At 69.2% G+C, this 12,755-nt stretch carries 11 protein-coding genes; 4 read left to right on the forward strand and 7 right to left on the reverse strand.

The window, feature by feature from the left end; genetic code table 11:
- Positions 1–11 precede the first annotated feature (11 nt).
- The 4 genes from ACLF6J_RS09345 to ACLF6J_RS09360 all read right to left on the reverse strand — a co-directional run bounded on the left by ACLF6J_RS09345 (position 12) and on the right by ACLF6J_RS09360 (position 3,549).
- A complete protein-coding gene (locus tag ACLF6J_RS09345; protein ID WP_134352795.1) occupies positions 12–446 on the reverse strand; it encodes a molybdenum cofactor biosynthesis protein MoaE in 435 nt (144 codons plus the stop codon).
- Entirely contained in the window at positions 443–931 is a 489-nt protein-coding gene (locus ACLF6J_RS09350; protein WP_134352794.1) for a MogA/MoaB family molybdenum cofactor biosynthesis protein, read from the reverse strand. Before ACLF6J_RS09350 ends, ACLF6J_RS09345 begins: the two co-directional genes overlap by 4 nt.
- A gap of 41 nt (positions 932–972) precedes the next feature.
- A complete protein-coding gene (locus ACLF6J_RS09355; RefSeq protein ID WP_134352793.1) occupies positions 973–2,589 on the reverse strand; it encodes a molybdopterin-dependent oxidoreductase in 1,617 nt (538 codons plus the stop codon).
- Positions 2,590–2,853: 264 nt separating this feature from the next.
- Positions 2,854–3,549, reverse strand: a complete 696-nt coding sequence (locus ACLF6J_RS09360) for a GTP pyrophosphokinase (protein ID WP_047522937.1) — start codon at positions 3,547–3,549, stop codon at positions 2,854–2,856.
- Positions 3,550–3,710: 161 nt separating this feature from the next.
- On the opposite strand from ACLF6J_RS09360, the gene ACLF6J_RS09365 reads away from it, so the two are divergent.
- Positions 3,711–5,798, forward strand: coding sequence for an APC family permease (locus ACLF6J_RS09365; RefSeq protein WP_134353935.1), 2,088 nt, complete (start codon positions 3,711–3,713; stop codon positions 5,796–5,798).
- A 112-nt stretch (positions 5,799–5,910) separates the two neighbouring features.
- Complete coding sequence (locus ACLF6J_RS09370; RefSeq protein ID WP_134352792.1) at positions 5,911–6,513, forward strand: GNAT family N-acetyltransferase; 603 nt, start codon at positions 5,911–5,913, stop codon at positions 6,511–6,513.
- Here the strand turns inward: ACLF6J_RS09370 and ACLF6J_RS09375 are convergent.
- Positions 6,510–7,688 (reverse strand): SLC13 family permease, encoded by a 1,179-nt coding sequence (locus tag ACLF6J_RS09375; RefSeq protein WP_208526503.1) that lies wholly within the window; start codon positions 7,686–7,688, stop codon positions 6,510–6,512. The genes ACLF6J_RS09370 and ACLF6J_RS09375 overlap by 4 nt on opposite strands.
- Before the next feature lie 254 nt (positions 7,689–7,942).
- Between ACLF6J_RS09375 and ACLF6J_RS09380 the strand changes: the two genes are divergently transcribed.
- Complete coding sequence (locus tag ACLF6J_RS09380; RefSeq protein ID WP_421076893.1) at positions 7,943–10,402, forward strand: ATP-binding protein; 2,460 nt, start codon at positions 7,943–7,945, stop codon at positions 10,400–10,402.
- Entirely contained in the window at positions 10,399–11,070 is a 672-nt protein-coding gene (locus tag ACLF6J_RS09385; RefSeq protein WP_131492021.1) for a response regulator, read from the forward strand. Before ACLF6J_RS09380 ends, ACLF6J_RS09385 begins: the two co-directional genes overlap by 4 nt.
- 178 nt (positions 11,071–11,248) lie before the next feature.
- Here the strand turns inward: ACLF6J_RS09385 and ACLF6J_RS09390 are convergent, their stop codons facing one another.
- On the reverse strand, positions 11,249–12,058 hold the full coding sequence (locus tag ACLF6J_RS09390; RefSeq protein ID WP_134352790.1) for a tryptophan-rich sensory protein: 810 nt from the start codon (positions 12,056–12,058) through the stop codon (positions 11,249–11,251).
- An 88-nt stretch (positions 12,059–12,146) separates the two neighbouring features.
- Positions 12,147–12,713 (reverse strand): TetR/AcrR family transcriptional regulator, encoded by a 567-nt coding sequence (locus ACLF6J_RS09395; RefSeq protein ID WP_134352789.1) that lies wholly within the window; start codon positions 12,711–12,713, stop codon positions 12,147–12,149.
- Between the last annotated feature and the right edge of the window lie 42 nt (positions 12,714–12,755).

Raw genomic sequence — 12,755 nt, forward strand, 5'->3', positions numbered from 1 at the left:
ACGCGCAGGACTCAGCCGCCGATGCCCTTCCACGACGTGGTGCCGTCGACCTCGAGCTGACGCTTCCACACGGGAAGGTCGCTCTTGATCGCCTCGATGACCGCACGGCACACCTCGAACGCCTCGGCTCGGTGCTCGGAAGCCACCGCGATCACCACCGCGGCATCGCCCACATCGAGGCGTCCGACGCGATGACTCACAGCCACCACAGCAGGAGCATCGGCACCGGCACCGGCCTCCTCCGCGATCCGCCGCAACGTGGCTTCCGAATCGGGGTGCGCGCTGTACTCCAGTCCGACCACGGGCGTCTGCGCATCCGGGTCGTTGTCACGCACCCGGCCGACGAACGTCGTCACCGCTCCCAGGCGCGGATCTTCGACCGCGGCGAGGTGGACGTCGAGATCGAGGAGTTCTTCCGACACGGCTGCGATGCGTACGTCGTTCATGAGTGGTCTCCGCCTTCGACTTGATCCAGGATGTGCGCGGCGACGCCGAGCACCACGGGCACGCCGGAGGCGACGGCTCGGGGCGAACCGGGGAGGTTCACGACGAGCATGCCGTCGGGGTCCACGATGCCCGCGATCCCGCGCGACAGCACCGACAACGGGGTGTCGGCGAGTCCGCTGCGGCGCAGCTCCTCCGCGATCCCGGGGATCTCACGGGTGATCACCCGGCGCGTCCCCTCCGGCGTCAGGTCACGGGGTCCGACGCCCGTCCCACCGGTGGTCACGACCAACCGGATGCCGCGCGCGACCGCCCGGCGCAGGGCATCCGCCACAGAACCCGCTCCGTCGGCGATGACCTCGGCATCGGGGCAGTGCCACCCGGCGTCACGAAGCAGCCCCACGGCGATCGGGCCGCCCCGATCCTCGCGCTCTCCGGAGGCCGATCGATCCGAGACGGTGATGACGAGTGCGGGGTACGGGCCCATGGCTCCCACCCTAGGCCCGCGCCGATGACCGTGCACCGGTATCAGGTGACGCGGACGAGCGAACGCTGCCAGCCCGACGATCCGTTCGGCGCGATGGGTGCGCGCTCCTGGATCTGCAGGTCGCCGTTCTTGTTCACGGCGCGCACGGCGACGTAGTGCGTCCCCGGGGTGGCATCCCACTCCATGAACCACTGCACCCAGGTGTCATCGTTGATCGGCGTCGACAGCGTGGCCGCAACCCAGTCGCCGTCGTCGATGCTCACCTCCACGCGCTCGATGCCGACCGACTGCGCCCAGGCGACGCCTGCGATCGGGATCTTCCCCGCATCCACCGCCTCGCCGATCTTGGGGGTGTCGACGCGGGAGGAGAACTTGATCGGCGCCTCGGCGCTGTAACCGCGCGGTGTCCAGTACGCCTCGTCCTCGGCGAACGTCGTGACCTTGAGTTCGGTGAGCCACTTGGTCGCCGACACGTAGCCGTAGAGTCCCGGCACGACCATCCGCACGGGGAAACCGTGTTCGAGCGGCAGCGGCTCGCCGTTCATCCCGACCGCCAGGATCGCGTCGAGGTCATCATCGGTGAGTGCCGACAGCGGCGTGCTCGCCGTGTAACCGTCGACGCTGCGCGAGAGCACCATGTCGGCACCGGACTTGACGCCCGCCTTCTTGAGCACGTCGCGCAACGGCACGCCCAGCCACTTCGCGTTGCCGACGAGTTCGCCGCCGACCTCGTTCGACACGCACGTGAGCGTGATCGCATACTCGTCGAGACCCATGTCGAGGATGTCCTGGAAGCTCATCTCCACACGCTGGTCGACCATGCCGTCGATCACCAGGCGCCAGGTGTCCGGGTCGATCGAGGGAACCGTGAGGGCCGTGTCGACCCGGTAGAAGTCCTTGTTCGGGGTGAACAGCTTGCTGAGTCCGGGGATGTCCAGCTCCGCGCCCTGCGGCACCGTGACCGTGGTCTTCGGAGAGGGGAGCTTGAGCGCACTGCGGACGGCTTCGACCGAGGACACGGCCATGCTCACCGTGCGGGCGGTGATTCCCACGACGAGCGCGGACGCACCGGCGACGGCAGCGAGGAGGAAGAACCGACGACGGTCGATCCCGGGCCGGGCGGACTCTCCTTCGGCGAGATCGGTCGGGGGATCATCCGTGGTCGCCATAGCTCGGTCGTCCTCGCTGGCGCCTGCGAAGGAGTCTCTCCACCCGCGGAGGCGGCGGCACAGGAGCACGAGGATGATCGATCCCACGACGGTGCCGAGGACCGGGGGCAGGAACGCGAGGGGCGCGACGCCCGCGCGGGTGACGATCGCCGCGGTCGAGAGCACGCCCGCGATCACGAGCGCGATCACGCCGAGCGGCGGACGCACGAACTGCAGGATCCCGGCGATCGCCGAGGCGATGAGGACGGCCAGACCGAGGCCGGCCAGCAGGGCGATCTTGTCGTACTCGCCGAAGGTGGCGATCGCGAACTCCTTGAAGGGCTGGGGCACGATGTCGATCACGAAGCCGCCGACCGCGAGGATCGGGCTGGCGGTGCGCGCGAACAGAAGCGCGAACACCTCCGCCGTGGCGAGGAAGACGCCACCCCCGATCAGGCCCGCGAGGGCGGCCCAGACGAAGAACCTCTTGCCGCTGCGGCGTTGCACCATGATCGTCTCCTGTTCCACCGGTCGCCGGCGTCATCCCCCGTTGTTCGGAGCGGAGGCGCGATCGGATCTGACGATCTGCGGAAGAGGTCGCGCGGACCCGTTCATAACTCCGGAAAATCGGCAGGAGAGAAACACGTCAGGCACGGCACGACGGGCGAGCCGTTCGCCTGACACTCCGATCTTCCGGAGTTGTGAACGTCCGCGGGCGGAGAGTCACACTGGGCGGAGAGCCAGACCGGGCGGAGGTCAGACCGTGGGCGGAGGTCAGACGGGGACGACGGGCGGGGGCGGCGGAGCGAGCCGGCGCTGCGGCACCCCGTGCGCCTCCCGGTGCAGACGCTCCATCCGGCTGTCGAGCTCGGCGGCGGCATCGGCGGCATCGGACAGGCTGTCGACGAGGTGTGAGGGCACCTGGTTCGAGAACTTGTAGTAGATCTTGTGCTCGAGGCTCGCCCAGAAGTCCATCGCTATCGTGCGGAACTGCACCTCGACCGGAACCGACAACGCACCGGTCGACAGGAACACCGGCACCTCGATGATCGCGTGCAGGCTCTTGTAGCCGTTGGCCTTCGGCTGCGCGATGTAGTCCTTGACCGTGCGCACGGTGATGTCGTCCTGCGCGGTGAGCAGGTCGAACAGGCGGTACACGTCGGCGACGAAGCTGCAGGTGACCCGCACACCCGCGATGTCGGTGATCTCCGCACGGATCCGATCGAAGTCCGGCTCGTCGATCCCCTTGCGGGCGAGCTTCTCGACGATGCTGTCGGGCGACTTGAGACGGCTCTTCACGTGCTCGATCGGGTTGTACGCATGGTCGTGCGTGAACTCGTCACGGAGGATGGAGATCTTCGTCTCGACCTCACGCATCCCGAACTCGTACTCGCGAAGGAAACGCTGCAGCTCGTCACGCAGCTCGCGAGCCTGGTTGATCGTGTCCTCGGTGACGTGAACGGTCGTCATGCTTCCGACGTTACGCGTTCGTGATCGGAAACGGCTGTGGATCATCGATCAATCGAGGGCGCGTGCCGGCCGTCCGGGCGGCCGTAAGGATTCCGTGAGGACAGCGCGTCCGGCCGTAGGGATTCCGTGAGGATCGCAGGAGGATGACATCGGCAGGCGTAGTGTCGCCCGACGTGTCAGACGAAAACAGGGAGGGCGCGGACACTCCGCCGCTCGCCAAGCGCATCCTCATCGGCGAACCGCTGACGAGCCAGCAGGTCGATGATCAACTGCTCCCGAAGCGGATGGCACTGCCGATCTTCGCGTCCGACGCGTTGAGCTCGGTGGCCTACGCGCCGCAGGAACTCGTGATGATCCTGCTGATCGGTGGACTGACGTTCCTCTCCTTCACGCCGCTGGTCGCGATCGCGGTCGTGGTGCTGCTCGTCGTCGTCGTCCTGAGCTACCGACAGCTGATCAAGGCCTACCCGTCTGGCGGCGGCGACTACGAGGTCGCGTCGAAGAACCTCGGCGAGATCCCCGGTGTGATCGTCGCCGCGGCCCTCCTGGTCGACTACGTGCTGACCGTGGCCGTGTCGGTCGCCTCCGGTGTCGACAACATCATCTCCGCCGCGCCCGGCCTCGACCCGCTCCGCGTCGAGCTCGCGGTCGGCTTCGTCATCCTCATCATCATCGTGAACCTGCGCGGCGTGCGTGAGGCGTCACTCGTGTTCGCCATCCCCACGTACGTGTTCATCGGCTCGGTCGGCATCATGATCGCGACCGGGCTGATCCGGACGTTCCTGGGCGATGCGCCGGTGGCCTCGAGCCACGACTTCTCCGTGCAGGCCGAGAACCTCGGTCAGGCCGCGGTGATCCTGCTGATCCTCCGTGCGTTCTCCAGCGGATGCTCCGCCCTCACCGGCGTCGAGGCGGTGTCGAACGGTGTCCCGGCGTTCCGGGCTCCCAAGGTGCGCAACGCCCAGTCGACCCTCGTGCTGATGGGGTCGATCGCCATCTGCCTGTTCGCCGGCCTGACCGCTCTCGCCCTGATCGCCGGGGTGCACTATGCCGAGAACCCCTGCGACCTGATCGGCTTCGACTGCTCGACCCCCCAGCCGAGCCTGATGGCGCAGATCGCCGCGGCGACGTTCGGCGGCGGCAGCATCGCGTTCTTCATCGTGCAGGCGGCGACCGCGTGCGTGCTGCTGCTCGCCGCGAACACCGCGTTCAACGGCTTCCCCCTGCTGGGCGCGGTGCTGGCCCGTGACGGATACGCCCCCAAATCGCTCAACACCCGCGGTGACCGCCTGGTGTTCTCGAACGGCATGATCCTGCTCGGCATCGCCGCGATCGCCGTTCTCGTGGTGTTCCAGGCGCGGCTGACGACCCTCATCCAGCTCTACATCATCGGGGTGTTCGTCTCGTTCTCGCTCGGACAGATCGGCATGGTCAGGCACTGGCGACGCGTGCTCCGGGGGCCGGTGGAGAACAGGGCCGGTTCCGGGATCGACGGGGCCTCGGCATCGGATCGCCGCTCGGCCAAGGTCGGACTCATCATCAACTCGACCGGCGCCGCGATGACCGTGCTCGTGCTGGTCATCGTGACGATCACCAAGTTCACGCACGGCGCCTACCTGGTGTTCTTCGCGATCCCGGTCCTGGCCTTCCTGATGCTGGGCGTGAAGCGGTACTACCGCGACGTCGAACACGAGATCGCGATCGACGACACGACCAAGTTCGGGGCGACCGGCGACCTCGCGATCGTCCTCGTCAACCGGCTGCAGAAGCCCGTCGTGAAGGCCATCGACTACGCGATCGCGGCCAAGCACGGCAAGACCCTGGCGGTGCACGTGGCCGTGGCGTCCGACGACGCGGCCCAGTTGCAGCAGGAGTGGGCCGACCATCTCGTGCCGATCCCGCTCGTGATCGTCGAGTCGCCGTACCGGTCGTTCGCGCAGCCGGTGACACAGTTCATCAAGCAGTACCGCGAGAAGCACGGTTCCTCGGTGGTGACCGTGTACCTGCCGCAGTACATCGTCGGGCACTGGTGGGAGTCGTTCCTGCACAACCGTCGGGCGCGCCGCCTCGCCAACCAGCTGATGCTCGTGCACGGCGTGTCGATCACGCTCGTGCCCTGGCTGCTCGACTCGTCGGAGCTCATCTACGGCCGCCGCTCCCGCCCGCTGCCGGGTCAGGAGCGCGCGGGGCGCCCCGTGGTCGTCAACGGTCGGCGCGCACACCGGCCCGCCGGCCCGCCGCAGGAGTAGTCGCGGGGCGTCGACGGGGCCTTCGAATCGCGCATTTGGTTCGATCTCCCGCCCGGATGGGATCATTTGCGCGATTCGAAGGCAGTCAGGACGTGCCATCTAGGGTGGAGCGATGACCGAGACGCGAACCGCCGAGCCGTGGCCTGCACGGACAGACCGACTTCAGGTGCGCCCCTGCACGCCCGCCGACGTCGATGTGATGTGGGAGTGGCGTCGACTCCCCGAGGTGAACCGGTGGCTCGGGGCCGCGCCCGACACGCGGGATGCGTTCCGTGAACGGTATCTCGCTCCGGAGCGCCTGGCGTCGCTGTACCTCGTGGAGCTGCTGCCCGCGCACGAAGGCGCCGCCCCGACGCCGATCGGCGACATCATGGTGCAACTCGGCGATGGGTGGGCCCAGGCCGAAGTCGAGGCCGAGGCGAAGGGCGTCGAGGCGGAACTCGGCTGGGTGCTCGACCCCGCGTACACCGGCCACGGCTATGCGACCGAGGCGATCCGCGCGGTGATCGACGTGTGCTTCGGCGCACTGGGGCTGCGCCGCGTGCACGCCGGGTGCTTCGCCGACAACGAGCCCTCCTGGCGTGTGATGGAGCGCCTGGGGATGCGCCGCGAGGAGTTCAGCCGGAAGACGGCGCTGCACCGCTCGGGCGAATGGTTCGACGGCATGAACTACGGACTGCTCGCCGAGGAGTGGCCGCCAGAGCGGGGCGTCTAGCCCGAGACGAGGAACAGGACGAGAACGGCCACCAGCACGGTCGGCACGGCGGCGACCACGCCCCACAGCATGTACCCGCGCCAGCGGATCGTGACTCCGAGCGCCGTGATGCGGTGATGCCACAGCAGCGTCGCGAGCGAGGCCCACGGCGTGATCAGCGGGCCGAGGTTGACGCCGATCAGAAGGGCCATCAGGGCGACCGGATCCGCGGCGACGGGCTCGAGCACGAGATAGGCGGGGAGGTTGTTGATCGCGTTGGCGCTCACGGCCCCGAGCGCGGCCAGCCGGAACAGGTCGCCGGGGGAGTCGCCGTTCGCGGTCTGCGCCGTCAGGAAGTCGAGGAGGCCCTGCGCGTGCGCGGCCTCGACCAGCACGAACAGCGATGCGGCGAGCGCGATCGCCTTCCACGGCACGAGCGCGAGCCGCAGCGCCCGGCGCCGCCGCACCGCGAACAGCACGATGAGCGCGAGCGCCGCGGCCGTGGCGGGGATCCACACATCGTGCGTGACGACCAGCAGCGGCAACAGCACGACGAGGATCCCGGCAGCGCTCCAGAACAGCATCGGGTCGGCGGGGCGCCGGGGCGGCGGCGTCTCGTAGGCCGCGAACACGGTGCGCCGGTGCACCACGGTCAGGATCACGACGGGCACCAGGATGCCGACCAGAGTCGGCGCCCAGCTCAGGGCGATGAACGCCGCGGGACCGTCGCCGATCGCGGGTGCGGCGAGCAGGTTGGTCAGGTTCGACACCGGTAGGGCGAGGGAAGCCGTGTTCGCCAGCCACACGGTCGCCAGGGCGAACGGGAGCGGGGAGACGCCGACGCTCTGCGCGAGCACGATGACGACCGGCGTGACGATCACGGCGGTCGTGTCGAGGGACAGGAACACCGTGCTCACCACCGCGAGCACCACGACGAGCGCCCAGAGGAGGAGCACCCGTCCGCGCCCCCAGCGGGCGAGCCGTTGCGAGACGACATCGAAGACCGCCGCGTCGCGGGCGAGCTCGGCGACGACGGTGATCGCGACGACGAACCCCAGCACCGGTGCGATCCGCTGCCCGAGAGCGTCGGCGTCCGACTGCGGGAGGTATTCGGTCAGCACGAGGACGAGGGCGAGGACGACGAGCCCGCCGACGACCCACGTCCCTGCGCCGATACGCCACTCTCTGGTGCCCACCTGGTGAGCATAGGGGCACTTCAGCGCGAAGGGGAGCACCCGGTGCGCTGCCTCGTGGAGTCTAGGATTCAAGGACGGGATCGGGGATTCCTCGGCGAGGAGCACATCAACGTCGCCGACCTGAATCCCGCGTCGGACGATAGGGAGGGCGAGTGGGCGCAGAGCGGACGCAGCGTCCGGCTCCGGAGCAGTCGCGACGCGGACGCCTCCGCGTGCTCCTGGGCGCTGCCCCGGGCGTCGGCAAGACGTTCGAGATGCTCGCCGAAGGCCGCCGCCTCCGCGAGGAGGGTCACGACGTCGTCATCGCGATCGTCGAAACCCACGATCGCGCTGCCACCAAGGCGCAGACCGTCGGGCTGCCGGAAGTACCGCGCCGGGTCGACGAGCACCGAGGCGTCGCCCTGACCGAACTCGACCTCGAGGCCGTGCTCGCGCGCGCCCCGGAGATCGCCCTGGTCGACGAACTCGCCCACACGAACATCCCGGGCTCGCGGCACCCGAAGCGCTGGCAGGACGTCGACGACCTGCTGGACGCCGGCATCGACGTGGTCACCACCGTCAATGTGCAGCACATCGAGTCGCTCAACGCCGTGGTCGAGAAGATCACCGGCATCACGCAGCGGGAGACGATCCCGGATGCCGTCGTCCGGGCCGCGGATGAGATCGAGGTCGTCGACCTCGCGCCGCAATCGCTGCGCGATCGGCTCTCCGCCGGGCTAGTCTATCCGGCCGAGCGGATCGACGCCGCCCTGTCGAACTACTTCCGGTTGGGGAACCTGACCGCACTGCGCGAGCTGGCGTTGCTCTGGCTCGCCGACGAGGTCGACAGCGCGCTGCGCACCTACCGCGCCGAACAGGGGATCGAGGGCAACTGGCAGGCCAGGGAGCGTGTCGTGGTCGCCCTCACCGGCGGCCCGGAGGGCGAGACCCTGCTCCGGCGCGGGGCACGGATCGCGGCACGCTCGGCCGGCGGCGAGCTGCTCGCCGTACATGTCTCGGCACAGGACGGTCTGCGCAACGAGACGCCCGGAGCGCTCGCCTCCCAGCGCCTTCTCGTGGAGTCGCTCGGCGGCAGCTATCACCAGGTGGTCGGCGACGACATCCCGTCCACACTGGTCGAGTTCGCGCAGGCCGCCGACGCCACACAGCTGGTGATCGGGGTCAGCCGACGCAGTCGACTCACCGCCGCGCTCACCGGCCCCGGCATCGGATCGGAGGTCATCCGCCGCTCCGGCGACATCGACGTGCACATCGTGACGCACGCGGCTGCCGGTGGTCGCCAGGCTCTGCCGCGTATCACCGGCGGGGCGCTCGGCTGGCGCCGACAGCTCCTGGGCTTCGCGATCGCGCTCGTCTTCGGACCGATCCTGTCGTGGATCATGTTCACGGTCCGCAGCCCCGAATCGATCACCGCCGAGGTGCTCGCCTATCAGCTCCTCGTCGTCGTGGTCGCCCTGATCGGCGGCATCCGTCCCGCCGTGTTCGCCGCGGTGCTCTCCGGGATCACGCTCGACTTCCTCTTCGTCGCGCCACTGTTCACGATCACGATCGCACACCCCCTGCACGCGCTCGCCCTGTCCCTCTACGTCCTCATCGCGATCCTGGTCAGCATCATCGTCGACCAGGCCGCACGACGAGCCCGCACGGCTCAGCGCGCCGCCGCCGAGGCCGAGTTGCTCGCCGCGGTCGCCGGCAATGTGCTCCGGGGCGACAACGCGGTGCTGGCGCTGGTCAGCCGCACCCGCGAGGCGTTCGGACTCAGCGGGGTGCGGGTGCTCTCCCCCGATGGCGAGGTGCTGGCGAGCGACGGCGAACCGGTGGCCGACGGCCGCGCCACGACCCTGCCGATCGGCGTCGGACCAGGCGGTGGACCCCGGGCGCTGCTGGAGTTGAACGGCGAACCTCTGGCCGGACCGGAACGACGCCTGCTCGATGCGATCATCGCGCAACTCTCCGCCGCGATCGAGCACACCGACCTGCGCGCCACCGCCAGCGAAGCCGAAGCCCTGGCCGAGACCGACCAGGTGCGCAGCGCTCTGCTGTCGGCCGTGAGCCATGACCTGCGGCGACCGCTGGCCTCGGCGGTCGCCGCGATCGGCGGCCTGCGCGGCGCGCACGGGCTGTCGGCGACCGATCGCGAAGAACTGCTCGCCACCGCCGACGAGAGCCTCGCGACGCTGTCGGCGCTGGTCACCGACCTGCTCGATGTGAGTCGCGTGCAGGCCGGCGTGCTCGCGGTCTCCTCGTCCCGGATGGATGCCGCCGGCGCCGTGCTCGCCGCCGTCGACGAGCTCGGGTTGGGGCCGGCAGACGTCGAGCTCGCCCTCGACCCGGACCTGCCGCCGGTGTTCGCCGATCCCGTGCTGCTGCAGCGCGTACTGGTGAACGTGCTCGCGAACGCGCACCGTCACTCCCCGGACGGCAGCCGCGTGATCATCTCGACCAGCACGATCGGCGACCGCGCCGAGATCCGCGTGATCGACCGCGGGGCAGGTATCGCTCCCGAGCGGCGCGACCGCATCTTCCAGCCGTTCCAGCGCTTCGGTGACACCGACAACACGACGGGACTCGGACTCGGACTCGCCCTGTCCCGCGGGTTCACCGAGGGCATGGGCGGTACCCTGACACCGGAGGACACCCCTGGGGGAGGCCTCACCATGGTCATCTCCCTGCCGCTCGGCGCAGGGCTTCCCGACACGGAGGGGACGGAGTGAAGCTCCTCATCGCCGACGACGACCCGCAGATGGTGCGGGCGCTGCGGATCACGCTGGCCGCCCACGGATACGAAGTCGTCGTGGCCGCCGACGGTGCCGCTGCGATCGCCGCCGCCGCGCAGTCGCACCCCGACCTGATCATGCTCGACCTCGGCATGCCCCGACTCGACGGCATCGAGGTGATCCAGGCGCTGCGCGGGTGGACGAACGTGCCGATCATCGTGGTGTCCGGACGCACCGGTTCGGCCGACAAGGTCGACGCGCTGGACGCCGGCGCCGACGACTTCGTCACGAAGCCGTTCCAGGTCGATGAACTCCTCGCCCGGTTGCGCGCACTGTCCCGCCGATCGGCCCCCGCGAACGGCGAATCCGTCGTGGCCTTCGGTGAGGTCGTCGTCGACCTGGCCACGAAGACCGTCACCCGCGCCGGAACACGCGTGCACCTGACCCCGACCGAGTGGCGCATGCTGGAGCACCTGTCGCGGCACCCAGGAGCCCTGGTCACCCGGCAGGACCTGTTGAAGGAGATCTGGGGCAGCGAGCAGGTCTCCGACTCCGGTTATCTGCGGCTGTACATGTCGCAACTGCGCAAGAAGCTCGAACGGGAGCCGGGTGCCCCGGTGCACCTGCTCACCGAGGCGGGAATGGGCTACCGACTCGTGCTCTGAGCCGTCGCCCGCGCCGGGGTGCGCCGGCTCGCCGTTCGTAACTCAGGAAGAACCTGCGACCGGTGGACGGTGTATCGCCGTTTCCGGGGCGATTCGGCTGGTTTTCCTGAGTTGTGCGCGTCGTTCACAACTCAGCAAGAACTGCCGGAACCGACCCGGAAGTCGGCCCACGCTGCGCTCAGCGCGACGATTCTGAGGAGTTGTCGACGGCGCGTGCCCGGCGCAGCACCGCGACGACACCGGTGACGACGAGCAGCACGGCCACGATGATCGCGGCGATGGCGGTCGGGGTGCTCTCCGGCTCCCCGGTCAGTCGTCCGACCGCGAGCCAGGCCAGTCCCCACGCCGTCGCGAGGGCGGGAGCGATCCGGCCGGTGGCCCACGCCGCCGCGGCACCGATCACCAAGACGACCACGAGCACGGCGATGGCCCAGGCGTCCGCGGCGTCGGCCCAGCTCTCCGGAGCGATTTGGGTGAGCCAGGCAGCGGTGTTCGCGACGGTGGCGATCGTGACCCAGCCGAAGTGCAGCCCGTTCGCGCCGTCGGTGAGGATGCGATCCGCGACGGTACGCGCCGGGAAGCGGCCGAGCACCACGATCACGCGGGCGAGCACGACGAGCAGCAGCGCGATCACGACGACCGTGAGCCACAGCGTCAGGTACCTCGCGGTCACCAGCCACAGCCCGTTCAGCACCATCGACACGGCGATCCATCCACCGACCGCCTGCTGACGGGGATCCTGCCGCTGCGCCGGGAGCGCCTGCCACACCGTGTAGGCGATGAGTCCGAGGTAGATCAGCGACCAGATCGAGAACGCCGGTCCTGCCGGAGCGAGGTAGGAACCCTGTGCCGAGAGGGCTCCGTCCTGCAGGTCGTCGACGGATGCACCGCCGAACGCCCCCGCTCCGATGGTCGCGGCGATCAGCATGAACGTCGCCGACGCGATGACCAGGGTCTGCCGGCCGATGCCCTTCGTACGTGAGTCCATGGTCACGACGCTACGGCGCGGTGAGCCGACACGCATCGGGGTTGACACCGAGGAGCTGTTTCGCTAACCAGGTTAGGGAAAGCTCCGCTCAGGCCCGGGCGAATGCCGCATCGATCAGGACCTCCGCGGCGCCGCGCGCCTGCACCGCCACCGACGGATCCTTCGAGATCGCCGCCGTGCTCTGCGCACCCTCGGCGAGGATCGACAGCTGTGCAGCGAGCGCCGCAGGCGCACCCGTGTCGGCGACCAGGCCCGCCATGTACTCCTGGAACGATGCCTTGTGCGTGCGCACGATCTCCGCGACCTCGGCGTTCGTGCCCCCGAGCTCGCCGAACGCGTTGATGAACGCGCAGCCGCGGAAGTCGTCGGCGCAGAACCAGTTCTCGAGGTATTCATAGACCGCGAGGAGACGCGCGCGCGGGTCGTCGCCGGCATCCGTCACGGCCCCCGAGAGGCCGGACTCCCACTGGGCGTGCTTGCGGGCGAGGACAGCGGCGACGATGTCGGTCTTCGCGGGGAACAGCGCATAGAGGCGGCGCAGCGACACTCCGGCCGCGGCACGCAGTTCATCCATGCCCACCGCCGCGTATCCCTTGCGGTAGTAGAGCTCCTCCGCCGCGGTGAGGATGCGTTCACGGGCCTCGTCTTCGGTCATGTCCAGAAGTCTACTTGACACGAGAACGAACGTTCTCTAGAT

It is taken from the genome of Microbacterium sp. IO18 (assembly GCF_049099505.1).
Taxonomy (GTDB): domain Bacteria; phylum Actinomycetota; class Actinomycetes; order Actinomycetales; family Microbacteriaceae; genus Microbacterium; species Microbacterium aurugineum.